Origin of the sequence: Streptococcus sp. HSISS3 (genome assembly GCF_000448605.1) — a bacterium.
Classification (GTDB): domain Bacteria; phylum Bacillota; class Bacilli; order Lactobacillales; family Streptococcaceae; genus Streptococcus; species Streptococcus raffinosi.
The window spans coordinates 1,641,411-1,667,266 of record NZ_CM002130.1 but is presented as its reverse complement, the minus strand read 5'-3'; the positions used below and the strand labels follow the sequence as shown (position 1 = coordinate 1,667,266).

At 39.5% G+C, this 25,856-nt stretch carries 22 protein-coding genes, 6 tRNA genes and 4 pseudogenes; 28 read left to right on the top strand and 4 right to left on the bottom strand.

What is annotated here, in order from left to right:
- Positions 1 to 98: 98 nt before the first annotated feature.
- From HSISS3_RS07840 to HSISS3_RS07805, 8 genes and pseudogenes are all read left to right on the top strand, one after another.
- Positions 99 to 171, top strand: a tRNA-Val gene (locus tag HSISS3_RS07840).
- 2 nt (positions 172 to 173) lie between these two features.
- Positions 174 to 246: transfer RNA gene (locus HSISS3_RS07835), tRNA-Asp, on the top strand.
- 19 nt (positions 247 to 265) lie between these two features.
- Positions 266 to 338: transfer RNA gene (locus HSISS3_RS07830), tRNA-Lys, on the top strand.
- A 5-nt stretch (positions 339 to 343) separates the two neighbouring features.
- Positions 344 to 425, top strand: a tRNA-Leu gene (locus tag HSISS3_RS07825).
- Positions 426 to 436: 11 nt separating this feature from the next.
- Positions 437 to 509 (top strand) — tRNA-Thr (locus HSISS3_RS07820).
- 8 nt (positions 510 to 517) lie between these two features.
- Positions 518 to 589, top strand: a tRNA-Glu gene (locus HSISS3_RS07815).
- 88 nt (positions 590 to 677) lie between these two features.
- A complete protein-coding gene (locus HSISS3_RS07810) occupies positions 678 to 1,610 on the top strand; it encodes a manganese-dependent inorganic pyrophosphatase (RefSeq protein WP_021152294.1) in 933 nt (310 codons plus the stop codon).
- 54 nt (positions 1,611 to 1,664) lie between these two features.
- Positions 1,665 to 2,323 (top strand): annotated as a pseudogene (locus tag HSISS3_RS07805) (DUF1803 domain-containing protein).
- A 31-nt stretch (positions 2,324 to 2,354) separates the two neighbouring features.
- On the opposite strand, the gene HSISS3_RS07800 reads toward HSISS3_RS07805, so the two are convergent.
- Positions 2,355 to 2,888 carry a nucleoside tri-diphosphate phosphatase gene (locus tag HSISS3_RS07800; protein ID WP_004184049.1) on the bottom strand — a complete coding sequence of 178 codons (534 nt, stop codon included), beginning with the start codon at positions 2,886 to 2,888 and terminating at the stop codon, positions 2,355 to 2,357.
- Positions 2,889 to 2,958: 70 nt separating this feature from the next.
- A complete protein-coding gene (recX, locus tag HSISS3_RS07795) occupies positions 2,959 to 3,735 on the bottom strand; it encodes a recombination regulator RecX (protein WP_021152293.1) in 777 nt (258 codons plus the stop codon).
- A gap of 34 nt (positions 3,736 to 3,769) precedes the next feature.
- On the opposite strand from recX, the gene rlmD reads away from it, so the two are divergent.
- Together rlmD and asnA are read left to right on the top strand one after the other, a co-directional pair.
- Complete coding sequence (gene rlmD, locus HSISS3_RS07790) at positions 3,770 to 5,128, top strand: 23S rRNA (uracil(1939)-C(5))-methyltransferase RlmD (RefSeq protein ID WP_042771936.1); 1,359 nt, start codon at positions 3,770 to 3,772, stop codon at positions 5,126 to 5,128.
- A 109-nt stretch (positions 5,129 to 5,237) separates the two neighbouring features.
- Positions 5,238 to 6,230, top strand: coding sequence for an aspartate--ammonia ligase (gene asnA / locus HSISS3_RS07785; protein ID WP_004184045.1), 993 nt, complete (start codon positions 5,238 to 5,240; stop codon positions 6,228 to 6,230).
- A gap of 413 nt (positions 6,231 to 6,643) precedes the next feature.
- Here the strand turns inward: asnA and HSISS3_RS07780 are convergent, their stop codons facing one another.
- Positions 6,644 to 8,002 carry an aspartate kinase gene (locus HSISS3_RS07780; RefSeq protein WP_021146000.1) on the bottom strand — a complete coding sequence of 453 codons (1,359 nt, stop codon included), beginning with the start codon at positions 8,000 to 8,002 and terminating at the stop codon, positions 6,644 to 6,646.
- A gap of 127 nt (positions 8,003 to 8,129) precedes the next feature.
- Between HSISS3_RS07780 and HSISS3_RS07775 the strand changes: the two genes are divergently transcribed.
- The 14 genes and pseudogenes from HSISS3_RS07775 (at position 8,130) to HSISS3_RS07710 (ending at position 19,659) form a co-directional block, all read left to right on the top strand.
- Positions 8,130 to 8,768 carry an HAD family hydrolase gene (locus tag HSISS3_RS07775; RefSeq protein ID WP_042771934.1) on the top strand — a complete coding sequence of 213 codons (639 nt, stop codon included), beginning with the start codon at positions 8,130 to 8,132 and terminating at the stop codon, positions 8,766 to 8,768.
- A gap of 210 nt (positions 8,769 to 8,978) precedes the next feature.
- A complete protein-coding gene (locus HSISS3_RS07770; RefSeq protein WP_021152290.1) occupies positions 8,979 to 9,770 on the top strand; it encodes an enoyl-CoA hydratase in 792 nt (263 codons plus the stop codon).
- Between the two features lie 103 nt (positions 9,771 to 9,873).
- On the top strand, positions 9,874 to 10,308 hold the full coding sequence (locus HSISS3_RS07765; protein ID WP_004184037.1) for a fatty acid biosynthesis transcriptional regulator FabT: 435 nt from the start codon (positions 9,874 to 9,876) through the stop codon (positions 10,306 to 10,308).
- Positions 10,308 to 11,270 (top strand): beta-ketoacyl-ACP synthase III, encoded by a 963-nt coding sequence (locus HSISS3_RS07760; RefSeq protein ID WP_021145997.1) that lies wholly within the window; start codon positions 10,308 to 10,310, stop codon positions 11,268 to 11,270. The genes HSISS3_RS07765 and HSISS3_RS07760 overlap by 1 nt, the downstream gene beginning before the upstream one ends.
- Positions 11,271 to 11,333: 63 nt before the next feature.
- Positions 11,334 to 11,624, top strand: a complete 291-nt coding sequence (locus tag HSISS3_RS07755; RefSeq protein ID WP_021145996.1) for an acyl carrier protein — start codon at positions 11,334 to 11,336, stop codon at positions 11,622 to 11,624.
- A 37-nt stretch (positions 11,625 to 11,661) separates the two neighbouring features.
- Positions 11,662 to 12,627 carry an enoyl-[acyl-carrier-protein] reductase FabK gene (fabK, locus tag HSISS3_RS07750; RefSeq protein ID WP_004184032.1) on the top strand — a complete coding sequence of 322 codons (966 nt, stop codon included), beginning with the start codon at positions 11,662 to 11,664 and terminating at the stop codon, positions 12,625 to 12,627.
- Positions 12,628 to 12,649: 22 nt separating this feature from the next.
- Positions 12,650 to 13,569 (top strand): annotated as a pseudogene (fabD, locus tag HSISS3_RS07745) (ACP S-malonyltransferase).
- Positions 13,570 to 13,581: 12 nt separating this feature from the next.
- Positions 13,582 to 14,315: pseudogene (gene fabG / locus HSISS3_RS07740) on the top strand (3-oxoacyl-[acyl-carrier-protein] reductase).
- A gap of 61 nt (positions 14,316 to 14,376) precedes the next feature.
- Positions 14,377 to 15,609, top strand: a complete 1,233-nt coding sequence (gene fabF, locus HSISS3_RS07735) for a beta-ketoacyl-ACP synthase II (protein ID WP_021152288.1) — start codon at positions 14,377 to 14,379, stop codon at positions 15,607 to 15,609.
- A 3-nt stretch (positions 15,610 to 15,612) separates the two neighbouring features.
- Entirely contained in the window at positions 15,613 to 16,110 is a 498-nt protein-coding gene (gene accB / locus HSISS3_RS07730) for an acetyl-CoA carboxylase biotin carboxyl carrier protein (RefSeq protein ID WP_008533844.1), read from the top strand.
- Positions 16,107 to 16,531: pseudogene (gene fabZ / locus HSISS3_RS07725) on the top strand (3-hydroxyacyl-ACP dehydratase FabZ). The gene accB and the pseudogene fabZ overlap by 4 nt, the downstream one beginning before the upstream one ends.
- A 118-nt stretch (positions 16,532 to 16,649) precedes the next feature.
- The gene (locus tag HSISS3_RS07720) at positions 16,650 to 18,020 is read left to right on the top strand and encodes an acetyl-CoA carboxylase biotin carboxylase subunit (RefSeq protein WP_004184018.1); all 1,371 of its coding nucleotides are present in this window, start codon (positions 16,650 to 16,652) and stop codon (positions 18,018 to 18,020) included.
- Positions 18,021 to 18,025: 5 nt separating this feature from the next.
- The gene (gene accD / locus HSISS3_RS07715) at positions 18,026 to 18,892 is read left to right on the top strand and encodes an acetyl-CoA carboxylase, carboxyltransferase subunit beta (RefSeq protein ID WP_021152287.1); all 867 of its coding nucleotides are present in this window, start codon (positions 18,026 to 18,028) and stop codon (positions 18,890 to 18,892) included.
- A complete protein-coding gene (locus HSISS3_RS07710; protein WP_004184009.1) occupies positions 18,889 to 19,659 on the top strand; it encodes an acetyl-CoA carboxylase carboxyl transferase subunit alpha in 771 nt (256 codons plus the stop codon). The genes accD and HSISS3_RS07710 overlap by 4 nt, the downstream gene beginning before the upstream one ends.
- A gap of 31 nt (positions 19,660 to 19,690) precedes the next feature.
- Here HSISS3_RS07710 and HSISS3_RS07705 read toward each other — a convergent pair whose 3' ends face one another.
- A complete protein-coding gene (locus HSISS3_RS07705; RefSeq protein ID WP_008533857.1) occupies positions 19,691 to 20,173 on the bottom strand; it encodes an S-ribosylhomocysteine lyase in 483 nt (160 codons plus the stop codon).
- Positions 20,174 to 20,316: 143 nt separating this feature from the next.
- Between HSISS3_RS07705 and HSISS3_RS07700 the strand changes: the two genes are divergently transcribed.
- From HSISS3_RS07700 to HSISS3_RS07685, 4 genes are all read left to right on the top strand, one after another.
- On the top strand, positions 20,317 to 21,924 hold the full coding sequence (locus HSISS3_RS07700; protein WP_004184005.1) for a ribonuclease Y: 1,608 nt from the start codon (positions 20,317 to 20,319) through the stop codon (positions 21,922 to 21,924).
- Positions 21,925 to 22,130: 206 nt separating this feature from the next.
- Positions 22,131 to 22,877, top strand: a complete 747-nt coding sequence (locus HSISS3_RS07695) for a DeoR/GlpR family DNA-binding transcription regulator (RefSeq protein ID WP_008533859.1) — start codon at positions 22,131 to 22,133, stop codon at positions 22,875 to 22,877.
- Positions 22,874 to 23,785, top strand: a complete 912-nt coding sequence (gene pfkB, locus HSISS3_RS07690; protein ID WP_008533860.1) for a 1-phosphofructokinase — start codon at positions 22,874 to 22,876, stop codon at positions 23,783 to 23,785. Before HSISS3_RS07695 ends, pfkB begins: the two co-directional genes overlap by 4 nt.
- Positions 23,782 to 25,788, top strand: a complete 2,007-nt coding sequence (locus HSISS3_RS07685) for a PTS fructose transporter subunit IIABC (protein WP_021152286.1) — start codon at positions 23,782 to 23,784, stop codon at positions 25,786 to 25,788. Before pfkB ends, HSISS3_RS07685 begins: the two co-directional genes overlap by 4 nt.
- Positions 25,789 to 25,856: the final 68 nt, after the last annotated feature.

The window sequence follows — 25,856 nt, the reverse complement described above, 5'->3', positions numbered from 1 at the left end:
GGAGTTTAGCTTAGTTGGAATTGAGAGGCAATCGAGATTTCAATCGGCGGATAAGAGAAACGAAGTTTCTGACCGTTGGCTGAGTTAAACGACCAAGAGGGAGTTTAGCTCAGCTGGGAGAGCATCTGCCTTACAAGCAGAGGGTCAGCGGTTCGATCCCGTTAACTCCCATAGGTCCCGTGGTGTAGCGGTTATCACGTCGCCCTGTCACGGCGAAGATCGCGGGTTCGATTCCCGTCGGGACCGTTCAAGTAGAAATATTTGAGACTCGTTAGCTCAGTTGGTAGAGCAATTGACTTTTAATCAATGGGTCACTGGTTCGAGCCCAGTACGGGTCATATATGCGGGTGTGGCGGAATTGGCAGACGCACCAGATTTAGGATCTGGCGCTTAACGGCGTGGGGGTTCAAGTCCCTTCACCCGCATAAAAGAGATAGCCGGCTTAGCTCAGTTGGTAGAGCATCTGATTTGTAATCAGAGGGTCGCGTGTTCAAGTCATGTAGCCGGCATTTGATATGGTCCGTTGGTCAAGGGGTTAAGACACCGCCTTTTCACGGCGGTAACACGGGTTCGAATCCCGTACGGACTATGTTTTGAGTAGCTTATGTTACTCTTTTTATTTTGTTTCTTTTTTTATATGTTATAATGATTTATAATATTATTTTTGAGGTGAATTTATGTCTAAAGTATTTGTTTTTGGTCATCAAAATCCTGATTCTGATGCTATTGGGTCTTCTTATGGTTATGCTTATTTGAAACGTCAGCTTGGTGTTGACGCTGAGGCAGTTGCTTTGGGTGCTCCAAATGAGGAAACTGCTTTTGTTCTTGACTATTTCGGCGTTAAGGCTCCTCGTGTTGTTAATTCAGCACAGGAAGAGGGTGTTAATCAAGCTATTCTTACTGACCACAATGAGTTTCAACAATCAATTTCTGATATTAAGGATGTTCAAATTATTGAAGTAGTCGATCACCATCGTGTAGCTAATTTTGAAACGGCTAATCCTTTAATGATGCGTCTCGAACCTGTTGGTTCTGCTTCTTCAATTGTTTATCGTATGTTTAAAGAAAATAATGTTGAAGTTCCTAAAGAAGTTGCCGGTTTGCTCTTGTCTGGTTTAATTTCTGACACTCTTCTTCTCAAATCTCCAACTACTCACGCTACAGATCCTGCAGTTGCAGCTGATCTTGCTGAAATTGCTGGTGTTAATTTGGAAGAATATGGTCTTGCAATGTTAAAAGCTGGTACTAATCTTTCTTCCAAGTCTGCTGAAGTACTTATTGATATTGATGCTAAAACTTTTGAGTTGAATGGTAATAAAGTTCGTGTTGCTCAAGTTAATACAGTTGATATTGCTGATGTTCTTTCTCGTCAAGAAGAAATTGAAGCAGCTATTAATACTTCAATCAAGGATAATGGTTATTCTGATTTTGTTTTGATGATCACTGATATTCTTAATTCAAATTCAGAGATTCTTGCCCTTGGTTCTAATCCTGATAGGGTTGAGAAAGCTTTTGATTTTGTTCTTGAAAATAACCATGCTTTCCTTGAGGGAGCTGTCTCACGTAAAAAACAAGTAGTACCTCAATTAACTGAAAGCTTTAATGCTTAAAAAATAGGCCTTTAGGCCTTTTTTTGTAATCTGAATAATGGTATAATACTTTCTATGATAAAACAATTTAACCCAGACAAATTATCCAAACAACCATTTTTTATTGATTTGATTAATTTTCTATATTTAAATCAGCCTGTAACATTACGGGAGATAAAAAAAGAGTTTTCTTCTCAGGAAAATATAGACCGTTTGATAGAAGAATTTGTGAAGGCAAACTATATTGAACGTTCTAATAAACGATATTCTTTATTAATTAGTTTTTTTCTGATGTTTCTACAGTTGATTTGGATCAGCATTTATTTATTGATGATGCCACTTCTCTTTATCAAGAATTAATAGGTCGTCGTTTTAGGACTAAAGTTTTGAATTCTACTAATGATGTTATTATTCAAGAGTACACCAGTATAACGAGAGATGATAATACAATTTCTAATTATTTTTATAAGTTAAGAGAAAATTTACCATTTTCGGAAGAACAGAATAGGTTATATAATTTATTAGGAGATGTCAATCCGGAGTATTTTTTGAAGTACGTAACAACTTTTCTTCTGAAATTTGTTAGGAAAGATGTTTTGCTTCAAAAGAGGAGGAACATCTTTGTCGATGCTTTAGAAATACTGGGATATATTATCCAAGTGGAAGAGGGGCATTATACTTTGAATATGGATTTAGATATTGATGGTTTAGTTTATAGTACAAAAAAAGACTAGTGATAATTTACTAGTCTTTTTTATGACAACTTTAACGATTCCTTAGTTCAAGATAACGTTTGTACCAGATGTTAACATAAGATTGTGAAAATGGACCCTTTCCATTGTTAATCCAGTCTACCAAGATTTTAACATGTTCCTTTAAGATATAGTCAATGTCGTGAGAGTAATGCATTTCTTTTTTATGGGTTTCATACTCATCTACATCCAGCAATTTTTTTTCACCATCAGCAAAGACTTTGACGTCTAGGTCATAGTCAATATATTTTAGAGCTTCTTGATCCAAAACATATGGACTGGCTAAATTGCAGTAGTAGGAAATGCCGTTATCCCTAATCATGGCTATAATATTAAACCAGTATTTTTTGTGGAAATAAACAATAGCAGGTTCACGTGTAACCCATCTCCTCCCGTCTGCTTCAGTAACGAGGGTATGGTCGTTAACGCCAATAACAGCATTCTCAGTTGTCTTTAGTACCATAGTATCGCGCCAAGTACGGTGCAAACTACCATCATGCTTATAACTTTGAATTGTGATAAAGTCGCCTTCCTTTGGTAATTTCATGGCGTCCTCTTTCTACAATAAAGGTTATCCCCATTATTGTATCATAATTTTGTAAAAAGAGGGGGAATTCCTATAAATATTCTCTAAGAGCAGATGCTATAGCATCAAAATCATAGCCTTTACGAGCTAAAGATTGAGTCAAACGTTGTTTTAGTTCATATCCATTATATTTTTTGCTAAATTTGTTATATTGTTTATCTATTTCCTTATATAGCAAGGCTTGCTCAGTTTCTTCATCTGGTTCCAATTCTAATTGATTGATAGCAAGCTTACTTTCTTGAAATGAGAATCCTTTGTTGATGAGGCTCTGAGTCAATTTATCTTTGAGCGCTTTTGCCGGTAATTTTCCTTGATATTTTCGTAATAGTTTTTCTGCTACTTTCATTGCTACTTCTGAAAAATCAAATTGGATTAAAATATCGTCAATAACTTGTTTGTCGCAACCTTTTTGTCGCCACTTTTGTTTAAGGACATAAGCCCCCTTATCGCCTGAGTTAAGATTCTGTTGGGCTAGACTCTCTAGTAGTTTGTAATCATCTATCCAATGGTCTTTTTTAAGATTAGTAATGATTTTTGGGATTATGTGTGGATTGATATCATGTTTAAACAGATAATCTTTTACTTCTTTCTCGGTTCGTTGTTTGAAGGAAATATAATAGAGAGCAAGGTTTTTACCGTGTGAAAATTGGGCAAAAATCTTAATATCTTCTAGTTGTTTTTTGTCAATAGTCATGCCTTTAGTTAGCATGTATTTGACGATAGTGTCTTCAGTAACATACAGACTTTCTTTTTGGTCTATCTCAAGGAAATAGAGTCTTTTTTTCTTCTCGATTTTTGTGATTTTCATAGTTATTATTATATCAAAATGTTAGAATGGTAGTATGAATTTACAAGTGAAACAGCGAATCCCGCTTAAGATTAAACGTATGGGAATCAATGGTGAAGGTATTGGGTTTTATAAGAAAACTCTGGTCTTTGTCCCTGGGGCTTTGAAGGGTGAAGAGGTGTTCTGTCAGGTTATTTCTGTTAGAAGGAACTTTGTTCAAGCCAAATTATTGAAGATTAATAAACCTTCTAAGTTTCGTGTAGAGCCAGAATGTGGCGTCTATAAAGAATGTGGTGGTTGCCAGTTAATGCACCTTCGTTATGATAAGCAATTGGAGTTTAAAACAGATCTGTTAGGACAAGCTTTGAAGAAGTTTAAACCAGAACATTTTGAGTCTTATGATATTCGTCCAACAATAGGAATGAAGGAACCTCGGCATTACCGTGCCAAATTACAATTTCAAACACGTTCATTTGGTGGTGGCTCAGTTAAAGCTGGTTTATTTGCTGAGGGAAGCCATCGTCTCATTAATATCAACAATTGCGTCGTACAAGATAAGCTAACACAGGCTATTGTGAACCAAGTGGTAGTTTTATTGGATAAGTACAAGCTACCGATTTATGATGAACGTAAAATTTCTGGTATTAGGACGGTAATGATTCGACGTGCCTTAGGGTCTAATCAGGTACAGTTAATCTTTGTCACCTCTAAATCGGTTTCTTTCGCTAAGTTGGTCAAGGAGTTAACTGCAATCTACCCTGAAATCGTAACCATTGCTATCAATTATAATTATTCGAAATCTAGTGAGATTTATGGACAGGAGACAGAAATTATTTGGGGACAGGATACAATTAGAGAAGAGGTACTTGATTATAGTTTTGAACTCTCTCCCCGTGCCTTCTATCAGTTAAATCCACAGCAAACAGAAGTACTCTATGGTCAGGCAGTTAAGGCTTTGGATGTGGACAAAAATGACAATCTTATTGATGCCTATTGCGGTGTTGGTACTATTGGTCTTGCTTTTGCAAATAAAGTTAAGGACATTCGAGGTATGGACATTATTCCAGAAGCTATTGACGATGCACGGAAGAATGCTGAAGCACTTGGGTTAGAGAATTATCACTATGAAGTCGGTAAAGCTGAGGATATTATTCCACGATGGTACAAGGAAGGGTATCGAGCAGATGCTCTTATTGTAGATCCACCTAGAACAGGTCTTGATGATAAGTTACTTCAGACTATCTTAGAGTATGCACCAGAGAAGATGGTATACGTTTCATGTAATGTCTCTACGTTATCCAGAGATCTTGTTTCTTTAACTCAGGCTTATGAAGTAAATTACATCCAGTCGGTAGACATGTTCCCTCATACTGCTCGAACAGAGGCCGTCGTGAAGTTGACAAGGAAAATGTAATAAAACCTAACATAAAAAACAAGAAATTTTCCAAATTGTTGGAAAATTTCTTTATTTTTCCAATAAATAGGAGTATAATAGGACTATCGATTTTTTAAAGGAGGAGCGTATGAAAAAGAGCTTCATTCATCAACAAAAGGAGATTTCTTTTGTTAAAAATACTTTTACACAGTATTTGATTGATAAACTTGACGTCATCGAAGTGCAAGGGCCTATTTTAAGCAAGGTCGGGGATGGTATGCAGGATAATTTGAACGGTATTGAAAATCCTGTAACTGTTAATGTGCTTCAAATCCCAGACGCTACATACGAAGTTGTTCACTCATTAGCAAAATGGAAACGCCATACATTGGCTCGTTTTGGTTTTAATGAAGGTGAGGGGCTTGTAGTTAATATGAAAGCTCTTCGTCCAGATGAAGATTCGTTGGATGCAACGCACTCTGTTTATGTTGACCAATGGGACTGGGAAAAGGTTATTCCCGATGGACACCGTAATATTGCTTACTTGAAAGAAACTGTTGAAACTATTTATAAGGTCATCCGTTTGACTGAGCTCGCAGTTGAAGCACGTTACGATATTGAAGCCATTTTGCCTAAGAAAATCACCTTCATCCACTCAGAAGAACTTGTTGAGAAGTATCCTGATTTGACACCGAAAGAGCGTGAAGATGCTATTACTAAGGAGTACGGTGCTGTATTCTTGATTGGTATTGGTGGTGTTCTTCCTGATGGCAAACCACATGATGGTCGTGCACCTGACTATGACGATTGGACTACTGAGTCAGAAAAGGGTTACCATGGCTTGAATGGAGATATCTTGGTTTGGAATGAACAGTTGGGTCACGCTTTTGAGTTGTCATCTATGGGTATTCGTGTGGATGAGGATGCTCTTAAACGTCAGGTTGAAATCACTGGCGACCAAGATCGTTTGAAATTAGATTGGCACCAAGCCTTGTTACATGGTCTTTTCCCACTTACAATTGGTGGTGGTATCGGTCAATCACGTATGGCTATGTTCTTACTTCGTAAAAAACATATCGGTGAGGTACAAACGTCAGTTTGGCCAGATGATGTTCGTGAAACTTACGAAAATATCTTGTAACTAAAGAAGAGTTAATATGTACTAACCTCAAAAAGTTAGACAATTTATTTAAGCAAAGGATTTGGTTCTGTATTATAGAGGACCGAGTCCTTTTAGTTTTACTTTTATTCGTTTCTTGTTATATGGGAACAGTTGATAAACTAATTCGCTAAGTGAATCTTATTTTATCTAAAGGGGAGCATGTCCGTGCCTATAAGAAAAAGGAGTGATACAGAATAATCGTACTCAGATTATTCTGTATCACTCCTTTAAATTTCAAAGGGGCTCATAGTTCTGTTTAAACCTGTAGATAAAGGGAAAGTTACTTTGAAAGATTTATACCTCAACCTCATCTTGAACAATTAGCTACTGTATCATACAGTTATTGCTACACTTATTCAGCCCTTGGAGCTTTTTGTTAAACTGGTAGAAAATTAGTCTTTATTACGGAAGAAGGCATCATAAAGTGCTCTAACGGCTTCTTTTTCTTGCACAGTATCAATAACAAACATAACAGAAACCTCACTAGACCCTTGAGAAATCATTTCTAGGTTAATGTGTTTTTCAGAAAGTGCCTTGGCAGCTGTTGCTGTAACACCAATATGATCTCGCATATTCTCACCTACAATCATAAGAATAGAAAGGCCGTGTTCAAATTCTACATCATCAACACCTAGTTCACGAGTCAAGTATGAGTAGATTTCTTGTTCTTTAATAGGGGTGAGTTCACGTTCACGAATAATGACTGAGAGGTCATCAATTCCAGAAGGCATGTGTTCCCAACGAATATTTAAATCTTCCAAGATTTGAAGTACCTTACGACCAAAACCTACTTCACGGTTCATAAGATACTTAGTCATGTTAATGCTAACAAATTTATCATCGCTGGCGATACCTACAACAGGTACAGTTGCACCCTTGTGTTCTAGAATAATACGTGTACCTGGGTGCTCAGGATTGTTAGTGTTTTTGATAACCAATGGAATTTTACCACGGTAAGCAGGAAGAAGAGCTTCATCATGCAAGACTGAGAAACCAGCATATGCCAACTCACGCATTTCCTTGTAGGTCAATTCTGGAATCGAATGAGGCTCGTGAACCACACCAGGGTGGGCAGCAAAAATACCGTCTACATCAGTGAAGTTTTCATAAAGGTCTGCTTTAACCCCAGCCGCAACGATAGAACCAGTGATATCAGAACCTCCACGTGAGAAGGTACAGATTTGATTGTCAGTGGTAACACCAAAGAACCCAGGAATAACAAGCACCTCATCTGATTCACGGAGTTCTTCTAGTTTATCATAGGCTCCTGGAAGAATACGGGCATTTCCTGGTTCGTTTGAGACAAAGATACCGGCTTGGCGAGGATGCACATAACGTGCCTCAATACCATTATTACGGAAATACTCAGCAACAAGTTTAGCATTATTGTCTTCACCGGCTGCTAGAAAAGTATCATAGAGAAAATCGTTATTATCAATGGGAAGCGTAGCGAGATCAGTAATCGATTTGGCAATTTTAGCCATTTCTGCTGATTTAAAACCTAATTCATCCACCATAGCTTGGTAGCGATTAATAATCCATTCCTGATCAGATTTAACATCAGCTCCTTTTGTATAGTGTTTGTAGTATTTAATCAAAGCGTCTGTTACTTTAGTATCTTCATCGTTTCGTTTACCAGGTGCGGAAACAACGACGAAACGACGTTCAGGATCAGATTTTACAATGTTTAAGACTTTTTCTAATTGTGTGGCTGAAGCGAGTGAGCTTCCACCGAATTTGATGACTTTCATATGTTCTCCAAAAAATTTAAATTACTCTACAATTATAGCAAAATTCTGACAATTTGTCACATTGTTTTTAAAGCCAGTACGATTTACTTTGATTATGGTACAATAAAATAAAAAAGGAGAAATTCCAGTGGTTGAGGCAATTATTTTTGATATGGATGGTGTCCTTTTTGACACGGAAAAGTATTATTATGATCGACGAGCTAGCTTTTTAAACCAAAAGGGAATATCTATAGACCATTTACCTCCATCTTTCTTTATAGGAGGTAACACCAAACGGGTTTGGGAGAATATTTTAAGAAATGATTATGATAAATGGGATGTCGCAACTCTACAGGAAGAGTACAACTCATATAAGAAAAATCATCCCCTACCTTATAAAAAATTGATTTTTCCTGATGTTTTAAAGGTTTTGAATGAAGTCAAATCTCGAGGGTTAAAAATCGGTTTAGCCTCTAGCTCGGTGAAAGCAGATATCCTAAGAGCTTTGGAAGAAAACCATTTGCAAGGTTTCTTTGATGTGGTGCTCTCGGGAGAAGAATTCAAAGAAAGTAAACCCAATCCGGAGATTTATTTAACCGCTTTGAAGCAATTAGGAGTGGAAGCTAATAAAGCTCTCATTATCGAGGATAGTGAAAAGGGAATTGCTGCTGGGGTTGCTGCAGGTGTTGAGGTTTGGGCGATTAAAGATAATCGTTTCGGCATGAATCAAGAAGATGCAAATGGCTTATTAGACAGTCTTAAAGATGTTTTAGATTTATTGAAGTGAAAGAAAGCACCGAGTTTTAATGCTCGGTTTTTTGGTATATTAACCAAAAAACTTAAGTTTATGTTGACCTTTATGTTGACTATGGTATACTAGAAAATAATGGTGAATGATTTGATTATCAAATTATCTATTCATCAAATAAAATATGACAAAAAAGTCAAATAACATGCGGTTTTTATATAGGAACTAGTTATCGGAGGAATGCTAAAAATGGCTTACGAAACAATTCTTTATAGTGTCGAAGAGGGAGTGGCAACTTTGACGCTCAATCGTCCAGAAGTTCAAAATGGGTTTAATATCCCTGTTTGTGATGAAATTATGGCTGCCATTGAGGAAGCTGGTCAGGATGCCTCAGTGAAGTTCTTGGTTATTAAGGCTAACGGAAAGGTCTTTTCTGTTGGTGGTGATCTTGATCAAATGCAAAAAGCGGTTGCCGTAGATGATGTCCAATCTTTGGTTCGTATTGCTGAGCAGGTAAATGAAATTTCTTTTGCTCTTAAAAAATTGCCTAAGCCAGTCATCATGGTAGTTGATGGACCATGTGCAGGTGCTGCAGCTAACTTAGCTGTTGCAGCAGACTTTACGATTGCATCTGATAAAGCTAAATTTATCCAAGCTTTTGTAGGTGTTGGTTTGGCACCTGACGCTGGAGGTCTCTACCTTTTGACACGTTCAATCGGTATTAACCGTGCTACTCAAATTACGATGACTGGAGAACCTGTGTCTGCTGACAAAGCTTTAGATTGGGGAATTGCTTATAAAGTTGTTGAATCAGAAAAACTTGAAAAAACTGTCAGCCAATTAATTAAGAAATTAAATCGTTCTTCAGTAAACTCATTTAAGGCAATTAAAGAAATGGTTTGGGAATCTGAATTTGCAGGTTGGGAAAATTATGCCAAGTTAGAGCTTGATTTGCAGAAATCACTTGCATTTACAGAAGATTTCAAGGAAGGTGTTCGTGCTTATAGTGAACGTCGTCGTCCGAAGTTTCAAGGAAAATAAACTCATTTTCTGAAATTAAAACTAAGGTTTTCTAATTCGACTTGCTAAATTAGTTTGAGTCTGATATAATTTGAAAGTCAAAGTTTATTGAAAGGAGTCTGGTGTGAATTACGATAAAATTGATGGCTATCTTGTTGATATTTTTAATAACGTGGTTATTATCGAAGAAGCAAGTTTGAAAAATTCAAAATTTAATGATGTTTCCCTCAAGGAAATGCATACCATTGATGTGATCGGTACACATCCAGATACAACACCGAGTGCTGTGGCTAAAGAACTTATGCTAACTCTAGGTACTGTGACAACTTCTCTCAATAAACTAGAAAAGAAAGGGTATATTATCCGTACGCGTTCATCTGTTGACCGACGTGTGGTTCATTTGTCACTTTCTAAAAAGGGTCGTCTAGTATACCGTCTTCATCGTCGTTTCCATAAGTCAATGGTGATGAAGATTACAGATGGCTTTAATGACGAGGAATTGAAGGTTATGAGCAAGGGATTGGAAAATCTCCACGCCTTTCTTGAGGAGTTGAAATAATGGCATTTGCAAAAATTAGTCAGGTTGCCCATTATGCACCTGCTCAGGTCGTGACCAATGATGACCTATCAAAAATCATGGATACCAGTGATGAGTGGATTCGTACACGCACAGGTATCCAAGAACGTCGCATCTCATTGACCGAGAATACGAGTGATTTGGCTACTCATGTTGCTCAACAGCTATTAGAAAAGTCAGGAGTATCTCCTGAAGATTTGGACTTTGTTTTAGTTGCAACGATTTCACCAGATAGTTCGATGCCATCGGTGGCAGCGCGTGTTCAAGGAATAATCGGAGCGGTCAATGCTTTTGCCTTTGATATTACTGCAGCTTGTAGTGGTTTTGTCTTTGCTTTGGCAACTGCTGAAAAATTGATTCGTTCGGGTGTCTACAAAAAGGGTCTCGTTATTGGAGCAGAGGTTCTTTCCAAAACTTTGGATTGGTCTGATCGTACTACAGCTGTTCTCTTTGGAGATGGTGCAGGGGGTGTCCTCCTAGAAGAATCTGATGAAGAACATTTCTTTGGAGAGTCCCTAAATACCGATGGTAGCAAGGGTGGTCTGGAGTCAGGAGCTTCGGCGGTAATCTCACCTTATTCTGCTCAAACTGAACAGTCTAACCCATACATGAAAATGGATGGAAAAGCAATTTTTGACTTTGCAGTGAAGACTGTTTCAAAGAGCATCAAAACATTGGTTGAAGAAAAAGGTGAACCGGATTACTTCCTTCTTCATCAAGCCAATATTCGTATTTTAGATATTATGGCTAAGAAAATTGATGTTAGTCGTGACAAATTCTTGGCAAACATGATGTCTTATGGTAATACCAGTGCGGCAAGTATCCCGATTTTGCTTTCTGAAAACGTAGCAAATGGGACCCTTAAATTAGGCAGCGGTCAAACAATTCTACTATCAGGTTTTGGTGGGGGTTTGACATGGGGCAGTCTTATTGTTAAAATCTAGTTATATAAATTATGCACCAGCATAGATTATAAGAAATATATTTATCTTAAAGGAGAATGTAAAATGGCAGTATTTGAAAAAGTACAAGAAATCATCGTTGAAGAACTCGGGAAAGATGCAGAAGAAGTAAAATTGGAAACTACTTTTGACGAACTTGATGCTGACTCTCTTGACGTATTCCAAGTTATCTCAGAAATCGAAGACGAATTCGATATCCAAATCGAAACTGAAGAAGGTCTTAACACTGTTGGTGACCTTGTTGCTTACGTAGAAGAAAAACTAAATAAGCAGGGCATAGAGAATATTCTTATTAGGGATATTCTCCTTTGTTTATACAATTACTTTGATTATTAAACTATTTATTTGATTAGAAAATCGAAAAAGGTGAAAAATGAAATCTCGTATTACAGAACTGTTAGGAATTAAATATCCAATCTTCCAAGGTGGTATGGCCTGGGTTGCCGATGGTGACTTGGCTGGAGCCGTTTCAAATGCTGGTGGACTCGGAATTATTGGTGGTGGTAATGCCCCTAAAGAAGTGGTAAAAGCTAATATTGATAAAGTAAAATCAATTACTGACAAACCATTTGGTGTTAATATTATGCTTTTGTCACCATTTGCAGATGACATCGTTGACCTTGTTATTGAAGAGGGTGTAAAAGTTGTTACAACTGGTGCAGGAAACCCAGGTAAATATATGGAACGACTCCATGAAGCTGGTATCACAGTTATTCCAGTTATTCCATCAGTAGCACTTGCTAAACGTATGGAAAAACTAGGCGCTGATGCCGTTGTTGCGGAAGGTATGGAAGCTGGTGGTCATATTGGTAAATTAACAACTATGACCTTGGTTCGTCAGGTCGCAGACGCAGTTTCAATTCCTGTAATTGGTGCTGGTGGTGTTGCCGATGGTCATGGTATGGCAGCGGTACTTATGTTGGGTGCGGATGCTGTTCAAGTTGGAACACGTTTTGTTGTTGCCAAGGAATCTAATGCACACCAAAACTTCAAAGATAAGATTTTGAAGGCTAAAGACATTGACACTGTTATCTCTGCCTCTGTTGTGGGACACCCAGTTCGTGCGATTAAGAATAAATTGGCTACAGAGTACAATCAGGCTGAAAAAGATTTCTTGGCTGGTAAGAAAACTCAAGAGGAAATTGAAGAGCTTGGTGCAGGTGCACTTCGTAATGCCGTTGTTGATGGAGATGTGGAATATGGTTCAGTTATGGCTGGACAAATTGCAGGTCTTGTTCGTAAAGAAGAAACTTGTGCAGAAATCTTGGAAGATTTGTACACAGGTGCTGCTAAGGTAATTAAAGAAGAAGCTGCTCGTTGGGCAGATGTAAACGTCTAAAAACGTCGAAAGGATTAGGATAGTGACAAAACGTGCGTTCTTATTTGCTGGTCAAGGAGCTCAGAAATTGGGTATGGCAAGCGATTTGTATGCGACTTATCCAATTGTCAAAGAAACATTTGATACAGCTAGTCGTATTTTAGGTTATGATTTGCGTGAATTGATTGATTCTAACGAAGAAAAGCTTAATCAAACACGTTACACACAGCCAGCTATTTTGACAACGTCAGTAGCTATTTATCGTCTCTTGGCAGAAAATGGTATCACTCCTGATATTGTTGCCGGCCTTTCTCTTGGGGAATATTCTGCCCTAGTGGCGGCTGGTGCCCTTTCATTTGAAGATGCAGTAGCCTTGGTTGCTAAACGTGGTGAATTCATGGAAACTGCAGCTCCAGCTGGAAGTGGAAAAATGGTTGCTGTCATGAATACAGACCCTAGTTTGATTGAAGAGATTTGTCAAAAAGCTTCTGAAAAGGGTGTGGTGACTCCTGCTAACTATAATACTCCAGCACAAATTGTTATTGGTGGTGAAGTTGAGGCAGTTGATTATGCTGTGGAATTACTTAAAGAAGCTGGTGCTAAACGTCTGATTCCTCTTAAGGTTTCAGGACCATTCCACACAGCTTTACTTAAGTCAGCTAGCCAAAATCTAGCGGAAGAACTTGAGAAAGTGTCCTTCAATGACTTTAAACTTCCTTTGGTAGGTAATACTGAAGCTAAAATTATGAAGTCAGAAGAAATCAAAGCGCTTTTGGCACGTCAGGTCATGGAACCTGTACGATTTTACGATTCAATTGCGACAATCCAAAAATTTGGGGTTGATGAAGTGATTGAGATTGGTCCTGGGAAAGTCTTGTCAGGCTTCTTGAAAAAATTGACAAAAGTCTACCAACTCATAATGTGGAAGATCAAGCGAGCCTTGAGGCCCTTCTTAATGCTTAAAACGAGGTAAACATGGAACTTAAGAATAAAAATGTTTTTGTAACAGGTTCAACACGTGGAATTGGATTAGCCGTGGCGCACAAATTTGCGAGTCTAGGTGCTAATGTTGTCTTGAATGGACGTTCAGAGATTTCTGATGAGTTACTGGCACAATTTGCGGACTATGGTGTAACAGTTATTGGTATCTCAGGTGATATTTCTAATGGCGAAGATGCCAAACGTATGGTTGCAGAGGCTACTGAAAAGCTTGGTAGCATTGATGTTTTAGTAAATAATGCTGGTATCACCAATGATAAGCTTATGCTTAAGATGACTGAAGAAGATTTTGAACGTGTTTTAAAAATCAACTTGACTGGTGCTTTCAATATGACGCAAGCCGTTTTGAAACCTATGTCTAAGGCCCGTCAAGGTGCTATTATCAATATGTCATCTGTTGTAGGTCTCATGGGAAATGTTGGTCAAGCTAATTATGCAGCTTCAAAAGCAGGTTTGATTGGTTTCACAAAATCAGTGGCTCGTGAAGTTGCGGCTCGTGGCGTTCGTGTTAATGCTATTGCTCCTGGTTTCATTGAGTCAGATATGACTGATGCGATTCCAGAAAAATGAAGGACGCTATGATTGCTCAAGTACCAATGAAACGTATTGGTCAAGCAGAAGAAGTTGCTGAAGTCGCAGCTTTCTTGGCTAGCCAAGAGTATCTCACAGGTCAAACCATCGCTATTGATGGTGGTATGACTATGCAATAATTGCTTGTCAATTATCAAGAATTATTTATTTGAATATCCATCCGACAAAAGGAGAATATATATGTCTACAAATCGTGTTGTTGTTACAGGTTACGGTGTAACCTCACCAATCGGTAATACGCCAGAAGAATTTTGGAACAGTCTTCATGACGGTAAAATCGGTATCAAACCAATTACTAAGTTTGATGCCTCTGAAATTCCAGTTTTTAATGCTGGTGAGATTCAAGATTTCCCATTCGATAAATATTTTGTGAAAAAAGATACGAATCGTATGGATACTTACTCACTTTATGCGATCTATGCTGCTATGGATGCCCTAGAGAACTCAGGACTTAACATGGAAGAAGAAAATCGTGATCGTGTTGGTGTTATTGTGTCATCTGGTATTGGTGGTTTGCAAGAGCTTGAAGATCAAATTATCCGTATGCATGAACGTGGTATGAGACGCATCAAGCCAATGTTTATCCCTAAAGCTCTTTCAAACATGGGGGCAGGTAACATTGCTCTTAAGATTGGTGCTCAAGGGGTATGTAAATCAGTAACAACTGCTTGTGCTTCTGCCAATGACGCTATTGGTGAGGCCTTCCGTGAAATTAAATTTGGTTTGCACGATGTTGTCTTGGCTGGTGGTGCTGAAGCTTCAATCACTAAGATTGGTATTGGTGGTTTTAACGCTCTTACAGCTCTTTCAACAACAGAAGATCCAGAACGTTCTTCAATTCCATTTGATAAAGACCGTAATGGTTTTGTTATGGGTGAAGGTGCTGGGGTTCTCGTTATTGAAAGCCTGGAACATGCGCAAAAACGTGGTGCTAATATCTTGGCTGAGATTGTTGGTTACGGATCAAACTGTGATGCCTACCATATGACAACACCAACACCAGACGGTTCAGGTGCGGCTAAAGCCATTAAATTGGCTATCAATGAAGCTGGTATCAAGCCTGAAGATGTTGATTATGTCAATGCGCATGGGACATCAACACCTGCCAATGAGAAAGGTGAAAGTGGTGCTATCGTTTCTGTACTTGGTAAAGAAGTCCCAGTTTCATCTACTAAATCATTTACAGGACACTTGCTTGGTGCTGCTGGTGCCGTTGAAGCGATTGCAACAATCGAAGCCATTCGTCACAGCTATGTACCAAAAACTGCTGGTACCAAAGAATTGTCTGATTACATTGAAGCGAATGTTGTCTACGGTGAAGGTCAAGAAGCTGATATCAAGTATGCCATCTCAAATACTTTTGGTTTTGGTGGACACAATGCGGTTCTTGCCTTCAAACGTTGGGAGGACTAATCTATGAATATTTCTGAAATTAAAGATTTGTTGGCTCAATTTGATGCCTCAACTTTACGTGAATTCTCATATAAGAATAATGGTGAAGAATTGAGCTTGAGTAAGAACCAAACAAGTTCAGTGGTGGGAGCTCCTGTAGCTCCTACAGTTGAAGTGGTTGCGCCTGCTCCTCAAGCTCCAGCTGCACCAGCAGTGGCTCCTGCTCCAGCTGTTGAAACAGCTTCAGCATCAGCGGAAGATGTTGTAGCACCAGCGTCAGCTGCAGAAGGGGACGTGGTGGAGAGCCCTCTAGTAGGTGTAGCTTACTTGTCATCAGCTCCTGATAAACCAGCCTTTATTTCAGTTGGTGATACTGTTAAGAAAGGTCAAACCCTTCTTATCGTTGAAGCAATGAAGGTCATGAATGAAGTGCCAGCACCTAAAGATGGTGTTATCACTGAAATCTTGGTAACAAACGAAGAAGTTGTTGACTACGGAAAAGGATTGGTACGCATCAAATGACAATTGATATTAATGCAATTCGTGAAGCTTTACCTCACCGTTATCCAATGCTTTTGGTTGACCGTGTTCTAGAAGTTTCAGAAGATGAAATCACAGCTATTAAAAATGTAACTATCAATGAACCTTTCTTCAATGGACATTTTCCTCAATACCCAGTTATGCCAGGTGTTCTCATCATGGAAGCACTCGCACAAACTGCTGGTGTTCTTGAATTGTCAAAACCTGAGAATAAAGGCAAATTAGTCTTTTACGCAGGTATGGATAAGGTTAAATTTAAAAACAAGTTGTTCCTGGAGATCAACTTGTAATGACAGCTAAGTTTGTTAAACGTCGTGGAACAATCGCTGTTGTCGAAGCTAAGGCTGAAGTCGATGGTAAACTGGCTGCATCAGGGACTTTGACTTTTGCTATTGGAAGCTAATGTTTGGTGAAAATCCTTCTGGCGACAGTCGGAAAGGATTTTTCTTTAGATATTGGCCTATCACATAGAAAGGAAATAAACACAGACTTCCAAAAGATGTCTGATGTTATCTTGTTTTATGTTTAAAAAATTATTGATTGCTAATCGTGGTGAAATTGCCGTTCGTATTATCCGCGCAGCACGTGAATTGGGAATACAGACGGTTGCTGTCTATTCAGAAGCTGATAAGGATTCTCTTCATACGATTTTGGCAGATGAAGCTATTTGTATTGGACCAGCGAGATCCACTGAATCTTACTTAAATATGAACCGTGTCTTGTCTGCGGCTATTGTAACAGGTGCACAAGCTATTCACCCAGGGTTTGGATTTTTGAGTGAAAACTCTAAATTTTCTACTCTCTGTGAAGAAATGAACATCAAGTTCATCGGACCATCAGGTGAAGTGATGGACAAGATGGGTGACAAAATCAATGCTCGTGCAGAGATGATAAAGGCTAATGTTCCCGTTATTCCTGGTTCAGATGGTGAAGTCTTTACAGCTGAAGAAGCTCTAGAAGTTGCCAATCGCCTTGGTTACCCAGTAATGCTTAAGGCTTCTGCTGGTGGTGGCGGTAAGGGAATTCGTAAAGTCAGCACTGAGGAAGAGTTGGCTCCTGCTTTTGAATCGGCGTCCCAAGAAGCTAAGGCTGCCTTTGGTAATGGGGCAATGTATATCGAAAAAGTTATCTACCCAGCCCGTCACATTGAGGTTCAAATTTTGGGGGATAGCTATGGTAACATCGTCCACCTAGGTGAGCGTGACTGTTCTCTTCAACGTAATAACCAAAAAGTTTTGGAAGAATCACCTTCAGTTGCCATTGGTAAAACCCTTCGTCATGAAATTGGGTCTGCGGCTGCCCGTGCTGCTAAGGCGGTTAATTATGAAAATGCGGGTACAATTGAGTTTCTTCTTGATGAAAAAACAGGTCAGTTCTACTTCATGGAAATGAATACCCGTGTTCAAGTTGAGCACCCGGTCACAGAATTTGTTAGTGGTGTGGATATCGTCAAAGAACAAATTTGTGTAGCTGCGGGTGAGAAATTATCTGTAACCCAAGATGATATTAAAATCAAGGGACATGCTATTGAGTGTCGTATCAATGCAGAGAATCCTAAGTTTAATTTTGCACCAAGCCCAGGTAAAATTAGTAATCTTTACTTACCAAGTGGTGGTGTTGGACTTCGTGTTGATAGTGCCGTATATCCTGGCTACACTATCCCACCTTACTATGACTCAATGATTGCCAAGATTATTGTTCATGGAGCAAACCGTTTTGAAGCACTCATGAAGATGCAACGTGCTCTTTACGAGCTTGAAATTGATGGTGTAATGACTAATGCTGACTTCCAGTTGGATTTGATCTCAGACCGTAGCGTTATTGCTGGGGATTATGATACTTCCTTCTTGATGGAGACTTTCTTGCCAGCTTATCAGAATCGTGAGGAATAGGACTTATGGGATTATTTGATCGAAAAGAAAAGTATATTCGGATCAATCCTAACCGTTCTGTACGTAATGGGGTTGATCACCAAGTGCCAGAAGTTCCAGATGAGCTTTTTGCCAAATGTCCTGGATGTAAACAGGCTATTTATCAAAAAGACTTGGGACAAGCTAAGATTTGTCCAAATTGTTCTTATACTTTCCGTATCTCAGCAAAGGAACGTCTGGATTTAACAGTTGATGAAGGTTCTTTCCAAGAACTGTTTACAGGCATTAAAACTGAAAATCCATTGAATTTTCCAGGCTATATGGAGAAATTGGCAGCAACCAAGGAAAAAACAAGACTTGATGAAGCCGTTGTGACTGGTGTTGCGACCATCAAGGGTCAAAAGACTGCCTTAGCAATCATGGATTCTCACTTTATCATGGCATCAATGGGAACTGTAGTTGGTGAAAAAATCACAAGACTTTTTGAGCATGCCATTGAAGAAAAATTGCCAGTTGTTATCTTTACAGCATCTGGTGGTGCCCGTATGCAAGAAGGAATCATGAGCTTGATGCAAATGGCTAAGATTTCAGCAGCGGTAAAACGTCATTCGAATGCTGGTCTTCTTTACTTAACTGTGTTGACAGATCCGACAACTGGTGGGGTTACAGCAAGTTTTGCTATGGAAGGTGATATTATCTTGGCTGAGCCACAAACCTTAATTGGTTTTGCGGGTCGTCGAGTGATTGAAAATACTGTACGTGAGACTTTGCCAGATGGTTTTCAAAAGTCTGAGTTCCTTAAAGAACATGGATTTGTTGATGCTATTGTCAAACGTACAGAGTTGGCTGATACTATTGCCACACTCTTATCATTCCATGGAGGTGTTCAATGAGCGACGTAACACGTATTTTAAAAGAAGCGCGTGATCAAGGCCGTTTGACTGCTTTGGACTTTGCCCAAGGGATTTTTGATGATTTTATCGAACTGCATGGTGATCGTAACTTCCGTGATGATGGTGCCGTTATCGGTGGTATTGGTCGCTTAAATGGCCAAGCCGTAACTGTAGTGGGTATTCAAAAAGGTAAGAACCTACAAGATAATCTAAGTCGAAACTTTGGTCAGCCCCATCCAGAGGGCTATCGTAAGGCTCTTCGTCTTATGAAGCAGGCTGAAAAGTTTGGTCGTCCAGTCGTTACTTTTATCAATACGGCAGGTGCATATCCTGGTGTTGGTGCAGAGGAGCGTGGACAAGGTGAGGCGATAGCTCGTAACCTTATGGAGATGAGTGACCTTAAAGTTCCAATTATTGCCATTATTATTGGTGAAGGTGGTTCCGGAGGAGCTCTTGCTTTGGCAGTGGCTGATAAGGTTTGGATGCTGGAAAATACCATTTACTCTATTTTGAGTCCAGAAGGCTTTGCGACAATTCTCTGGAAAGATGGTTCACGTGCAGAAGAAGCAGCAGAATTAATGAAGATTACTTCAAGCGAGCTGCTTAATATGGGAATTATTGATAAAATTATTCCAGAACGTGGTTACTTCACTAGTGAAATTCTTGAAGCAGTCAAGACAGCAATTGTCGATGAGTTGAAAGAATTGAGTCAATTGTCAACTGAGGACTTGCTTGAGGCACGTTATCAACGTTTTAGAAAATATTAAAAAACATTGGGATATCTGTCCCAATGTTTTTTTAAACGATATGACGTTCAAAGGCTTGGTCTGAGATTCCTTGTTCAAGGATAAGTTTAGCCCATTCTTTAGCTGAATGAAGGCTGTGATCCTTGTAGTTTCCACAAGATTCAATGGTAGTTCCTGGAACATCTTCCCAAGTGACATCATTTGCAATAGCTTCAAGACTAGACTTGATAACTTTAGCAATTTCTGTAGGGTCTTGTTTGCCCCACATAATCATGTGAAAACCAGTACGACAACCAAATGGTGAACAATCAATGAGTCCATCAATACGTTGACGAATTAGTTTAGCAAGTAGGTGTTCGATAGTGTGAAGACCGCCGGTATCAATACTGTTTTCGTTTGGTTGAATTAAACGGATATCAAAGTTTGTGATAATATCTCCCTTAGGTCCGACTTCTTCTGAAATAAGACGAACGTAAGGTGCCTTTACAATCGTGTGATCAAGTTCGAAACTTTCAACAGTTACGTCTTTTGGCATGGTAATACCTCCCTATTCTAATAGAGCTATCATACCACAAAATCAGTTTAAAGTTCTAGTATTTATTTGAGAATTAGCTGTAAATATGGTACACTATAAGACGGTTTTCTTTAGGGGAACCTTAGAAAAGTTGAGGTAAAGACATGTTAAACATGATAATTTTAGTTGTCTTTGCACTCATTGGTTTAGTCGTTGGATATTTAGCAATTTCTATCAAACTTAGCAAGGCTAAGGAACAGGCAGAAACTACTTTGCTAAAAGCAGAGCAAGATGCTGTCAACCTTCGTAGTCAGGCTGAACACGATGCAGATCATCTGCGTGTTACTGCCGAACGTGATAGCAAGGCTCAACGCAAAGAGTTCTTGCTAGAAGCAAAAGAGGAAGCTAGAAAATATCGAGAAGATATTGAAAAAGAATTTAAATCTGAGCGTCAAGAGCTTAAGCAAATGGAAAATCGTTTAACAGAACGTGCTACTAGTCTTGATCGTAAAGATGAAAATCTATCAAATAAAGAACTTGCCCTCGAGAAGAAAGAGCATAGTCTTGCTGACAAATCTAAACATCTGAATGAGCGTGAAGAGAATGTGACTCAGTTGGAGGCTGAGAAGCAGGCAGAACTTGAACGTGTTGGTCAAATGACCATTGCAGAGGCGCGTGAGGTAATCTTAACAGAGACTGAGAATAACTTAACTCATGAGATTGCAACACGTATTAAAGATGCAGAAGCACAGGTCAAAGATACTGTTGATAAAAAGGCCAAGAATCTGTTAGCGCAAGCCATGCAACGTTTGTCTGGAGATTATGTTACTGAGCAAACAGTAACGACTGTTCATCTCCCAGATGACAATATGAAAGGCCGTATTATTGGACGTGAGGGTCGTAACATTCGTACCCTTGAGAGCCTGACTGGTATTGACGTCATTATTGATGACACGCCAGAAGTAGTTGTCCTTTCTGGCTTTGATCCAGTCCGTCGTGAGATTGCACGCATGACTCTTGAAGCTTTGATTAAAGACGGTCGTATTCATCCAGCTCGTATTGAGGAGTTGGTTGAGAAGAATCGCCAAGAAATGGATAATCGTATTCGTGAATATGGTGAAGAGGCGGCTTATGAAATTGGTGCTATGAATCTTCATCCTGACTTGATCAAGATTATGGGACGTTTGCAGTTCCGTACATCATATGGTCAAAATGTTCTTCGTCACTCGGTTGAAGTTGGTAAATTGGCCGGTATTATGGCGGGCGAATTGGGTGAAAATGTTGCCCTTGCTCGTCGTGCTGGTTTCCTCCATGATATGGGGAAAGCTATTGACAAAGAAGTTGAAGGTAGTCACGTAGAAATTGGTGCTGAGTTCGCCCGTAAATATAAAGAACATCCAGTGGTTGTTAACGCTATTGCCAGTCACCATGGAGATGTGGAACCAGAAAGTGTTATTGCGGTCCTAGTAGCAGCTGCGGACGCGTTGAGTTCTGCTCGTCCAGGTGCTCGTAATGAGTCTGTTGAGAATTATGTCAAACGTCTTCGTGATTTGGAAGAAATTGCATCAAGCTTTGAGGGTGTGCAAACTAGCTTTGCCCTTCAAGCAGGTCGTGAAATTCGTATCATGGTTCATCCAAATAAAATTTCAGATGATGAGGTCACTATCTTGTCTCACAAGGTACGTGAGCAAATTGAGAAGAACTTGGATTATCCAGGAAATATTAAGGTTACTGTCATTCGTGAATTCCGTGCGATTGACTATGCCAAATAGGACAAGAAAGCCGCAAGGCTTTTTTGTTTTGTCAGGTTAAGCAATGTCTACCTAGTTGAAATGTGTGACGATTCTTAGTAGAATGCGTCATTTTGATAGAATAGTGAGTGTATATGGAATATTTTGGATTTTTTTGACCGTTTTTGTTGACAAGTATTAAAAATTTTGTATAATAGAACATGTAAACGATTGCAGAAGGAGAGATTATGATAAAGTCTGAACGTAAGCAGATTATCTTGTCTCAATTGAAACAAGATGGTTTTGTCACTTTAGAAAATTTGACCGTTTTATTAAGTGATACTTCTGAGTCAACGATTCGTCGTGATTTGGATGAGTTAGCGGCAGATGGTCAACTGAAACGTGTTCATGGTGGCGCTGAAAGCCTTCGAGGTCTGAAGGAAGAAATTGCCAACAGTCAGAAAGCCATCAGAAATGTTCAAGAAAAGTCACAATTAGCTAGCTATGCTGCTGATTTAATTAAGGAAGGTGATGTCGTCTTTCTTGAGGCTAGTACAACGAATGAACTGTTGATTCCTCATTTGCTCAATCGTCAGGTGACGGTTGTGACTAATTCTATCCATCATGCAGTTAAGCTGGTAGATTTTGGTATTAGCACCAGAATTATTGGTGGGAAGGTTAAGCACTCTACAGATGCCTCCATAGGGAGCACTGCTCAGGAGCAAATCAGACAACTGAATTTTGACTGTGCCTTCATTGGCGCTAATGGTGTTGATGCCAATTATTTTACAACACCTGACATGGAGGAGGCAGTCATTAAACGGACAGTGATTGCTAATGCACGAAAAGCTTACGTTTTAGCCGATGCTTCGAAACTTGGTCAGATTACCTATGCAAAGGTAGCGGAGGTTGAGAAGGTCACTATAATCACAAACGCTTCGGAAGAAGAGCTCCTGAAAGAATTAAAAGAGAAAACGAGGGTTATTGAAGTATGATTTATACTGTAACGCTAAATCCATCCATCGACTTCATTGTTCGTATTGATAAGGTAGAGATTGGTGAAGTTAACCGTATGGACAGTGATGATAAATTCGCTGGTGGTAAGGGAATTAACGTTAGTCGTATTCTACAACGTTTAGGCATTGATAATACCGCTACGGGCTTCATCGGTGGTTTTACAGGCCGTTTTGTAACAGATGGTTTGGATGCTGAAGGTATTAAAACTAAGTTTGTAGCCGTCGACCAAGATACACGTATCAACGTTAAAATTAAGGCCGATCAAGAAACTGAAATTAATGGAACGGGTCCAATTATCACAGAAGAACAGTTGGCTGAATTGGAGGCAATCCTTTCAAGTATCACTGCAGATGATGTGGTTGTCTTTGCTGGTTCTGCACCAAGCAATCTTGGAAACAAGGTCTATAACAAATTGATTCCACTGGTTCGTGAAACTGGTGCTCAGGTGGTTTGTGACTTTGAGGGACAAACGCTTCTTGATTCATTAGCTCACCAACCACTCTTGGTTAAACCAAATAATCATGAGCTTGAAGCTATTTTCAATGTCAAACTTAATGGTATTTCTGATGTTGAAAAATATGCACGTGAAATCCTGGCTAAGGGGGCGCAGAATGTTATCATCTCAATGGCAGGTGATGGGGCACTCCTTGTTACACCAGAGGCTGCTTACTTTGCCAAACCAATTAAGGGGACAGTTAAAAACTCTGTTGGTGCGGGTGACTCAATGGTTGCTGGTTTCACTGGTGAGTTTGTTAAATCAGGTGACCCAATTGAGGCGCTCAAGTGGGGAGTGGCGTGTGGAACATCTACAGCCTTCTCAGATGACTTAGCGACAATTGAATTTATTAAAGAAACATACAATAAAGTAGAGGTAGAAAAACTATGAAAATTCAGGATTTACTGAACAAAAAAGTTATGTTGCTTGACCTTCAAGCAACTACAAAAGAAGCTGTTATCGATGAAATGATTAACAGCCTGGTTGACAATGGTGTTGTGACCGACTTTGATGTTTTCAAAGCAGGTATTATGGCTCGTGAAGCACAAACATCAACTGGTTTGGGTGATGGAATCGCTATGCCACACAGTAAAAATGCTGCAGTCAAAGAAGCAACAGTACTTTTTGCTAAATCTAATAAAGGTGTAGATTACGAATCACTTGATGGTCAACCGACTGACCTCTTCTTTATGATTGCAGCTCCAGAGGGAGCAAATGACACTCACTTGGCAGCCCTTGCTGAGTTGTCAAAATACCTTATGCAAGATGGTTTTGCAGATCGTTTGCGTAAGGTGACTTCTCCAGATGAAGTGATTGCTGCTTTCAATACTGGTGAAGAAGAAGCACAAGCTGAGGAAGCTAAGAAAGCACAAGCTGTTAAAGAAGCAGCTTCAAGCGATAAACCACTTATCGTAGCTGTAACAGCTTGTACAACTGGTATTGCGCACACTTACATGGCTGAAGAATCACTGATTAAAACTGGTGAAGAAATGGGAGTCAATGTTCGTGTTGAAACTAACGGTGCTTCAGGTGTTGGAACACCATTGACTGCTGAAGAAATCAGTAAGGCTGTAGGTGTTATCGTAGCAGCGGATAAGGCAGTTGAAACAGCACGTTTTGACGGTAAGAAATTGATTTCTAAACCGGTTGCTGCGGGTATTCGTCAACCTCAAGAATTAATCCAAAACATCTTGGATGGTAAAGCTGAAGTCTTCCATGCTGAAAATGCTGGAGCTGCTCAAGAATCAAGTGAGAAATTGAGCCTCGGTGGTGCCTTCTACAAACACTTGATGAGTGGGGTATCACAAATGCTTCCATTCGTTATTGGTGGTGGTATCATGATTGCCCTTGCCTTCTTGCTTGACCAAATCATGGGTGTTCCTAAAGATCAATTGTCACATTTGGGTAGTTACAATGAACTTCCAGCTCTCTTTAAATCAATTGGTGATATTGCTTTCAGTTTCATGTTGCCTATTCTTGCAGGATATATTGCCTATTCAATTGCTGAGAAACCAGGTTTGATTGCCGGTTTTGCAGCTGGGGCTATTGCGAAAGCAGGTCTTGCTTATGGAAATATTGTAGTCTATGCAAAAGTTGCAGGTTTAGATGAAAATGCAGCGAAAGAAGCAGTTGATAAGATTTCTTCTCATCAAGTGTCATCAGGATTTCTTGGAGCATTGGTAGGTGGTTTCTTAGCTGGTGGAATTGTACTTTTGTTGAAAAAATACATTAAGGTTCCACGTGCACTCGAAGGTGCAAAATCAATCTTATTGATGCCTCTCCTTGGAGTGGCCCTCACAGGATTTGCCATGCTAGCAGTGAATATCCCAATGGCAGCAATCAATACTGGACTTAATAACTTCTTGTCAAGCTTGTCAGGAAGCTCAGCAGTACTCCTTGGTCTTCTTGTCGGTGGTATGATGGCGGTAGACATGGGTGGACCAGTCAACAAAGCTGCTTATGTTTTTGCTACAGGTACTCTTGCTGAAACCGTAACTTCAGGTGGTTCAGTTGTTATGGCAGCAGTTATGGCAGCTGGTATGGTTCCTCCTTTGGCAGTCTTTGTAGCAACCGTATTGTTCAAAGATAAATTCTCACAAGAAGAACGTGATTCTGGTTTGACAAACATCGTTATGGGACTTTCATTCATCACTGAAGGTGCAATCCCATTTGGTGCAGCTGACCCAGCACGCGCTATCCCAAGCTTTATCGTCGGTTCAGCTCTTACAGGTGCTCTCGTAGGTATGGCAGGAATCAAATTGATGGCACCACACGGAGGTATCTTCGTTATTGCCCTCACTTCAAATGCCCTTCTCTACCTTCTCTTCATCTTGATTGGTGCTGTGGTATCAGGTATCCTTTTCGGATTCCTCCGCAAACCACTTGATAAATAAGATATGATAAAACAATCTCGTTGAGTACGGGGTTGTTTTTTTGTGTCGTAGCGGATTTTTGTCAGGAT

What these genes read in the sequence shown, in the direction of transcription:
- HSISS3_RS07810 (WP_021152294.1), top strand. Translation starts at nt 678, where the DNA reads ATGTCTAAAGTATTTGTTTTTGGTCATCAAAATCCTGATTCTGATGCT.
- HSISS3_RS07800 (WP_004184049.1), bottom strand. Translation starts at nt 2,888, where the DNA reads ATGAAATTACCAAAGGAAGGCGACTTTATCACAATTCAAAGTTATAAG.
- recX (WP_021152293.1), bottom strand. Translation starts at nt 3,735, where the DNA reads ATGAAAATCACAAAAATCGAGAAGAAAAAAAGACTCTATTTCCTTGAG.
- rlmD (WP_042771936.1), top strand. Translation starts at nt 3,770, where the DNA reads ATGAATTTACAAGTGAAACAGCGAATCCCGCTTAAGATTAAACGTATG.
- asnA (WP_004184045.1), top strand. Translation starts at nt 5,238, where the DNA reads ATGAAAAAGAGCTTCATTCATCAACAAAAGGAGATTTCTTTTGTTAAA.
- HSISS3_RS07780 (WP_021146000.1), bottom strand. Translation starts at nt 8,002, where the DNA reads ATGAAAGTCATCAAATTCGGTGGAAGCTCACTCGCTTCAGCCACACAA.
- HSISS3_RS07770 (WP_021152290.1), top strand. Translation starts at nt 8,979, where the DNA reads ATGGCTTACGAAACAATTCTTTATAGTGTCGAAGAGGGAGTGGCAACT.
- HSISS3_RS07760 (WP_021145997.1), top strand. Translation starts at nt 10,308, where the DNA reads ATGGCATTTGCAAAAATTAGTCAGGTTGCCCATTATGCACCTGCTCAG.
- HSISS3_RS07755 (WP_021145996.1), top strand. Translation starts at nt 11,334, where the DNA reads ATGGCAGTATTTGAAAAAGTACAAGAAATCATCGTTGAAGAACTCGGG.
- fabK (WP_004184032.1), top strand. Translation starts at nt 11,662, where the DNA reads ATGAAATCTCGTATTACAGAACTGTTAGGAATTAAATATCCAATCTTC.
- fabF (WP_021152288.1), top strand. Translation starts at nt 14,377, where the DNA reads ATGTCTACAAATCGTGTTGTTGTTACAGGTTACGGTGTAACCTCACCA.
- accB (WP_008533844.1), top strand. Translation starts at nt 15,613, where the DNA reads ATGAATATTTCTGAAATTAAAGATTTGTTGGCTCAATTTGATGCCTCA.
- HSISS3_RS07720 (WP_004184018.1), top strand. Translation starts at nt 16,650, where the DNA reads ATGTTTAAAAAATTATTGATTGCTAATCGTGGTGAAATTGCCGTTCGT.
- accD (WP_021152287.1), top strand. Translation starts at nt 18,026, where the DNA reads ATGGGATTATTTGATCGAAAAGAAAAGTATATTCGGATCAATCCTAAC.
- HSISS3_RS07710 (WP_004184009.1), top strand. Translation starts at nt 18,889, where the DNA reads ATGAGCGACGTAACACGTATTTTAAAAGAAGCGCGTGATCAAGGCCGT.
- HSISS3_RS07705 (WP_008533857.1), bottom strand. Translation starts at nt 20,173, where the DNA reads ATGCCAAAAGACGTAACTGTTGAAAGTTTCGAACTTGATCACACGATT.
- HSISS3_RS07700 (WP_004184005.1), top strand. Translation starts at nt 20,317, where the DNA reads ATGTTAAACATGATAATTTTAGTTGTCTTTGCACTCATTGGTTTAGTC.
- HSISS3_RS07695 (WP_008533859.1), top strand. Translation starts at nt 22,131, where the DNA reads ATGATAAAGTCTGAACGTAAGCAGATTATCTTGTCTCAATTGAAACAA.
- pfkB (WP_008533860.1), top strand. Translation starts at nt 22,874, where the DNA reads ATGATTTATACTGTAACGCTAAATCCATCCATCGACTTCATTGTTCGT.
- HSISS3_RS07685 (WP_021152286.1), top strand. Translation starts at nt 23,782, where the DNA reads ATGAAAATTCAGGATTTACTGAACAAAAAAGTTATGTTGCTTGACCTT.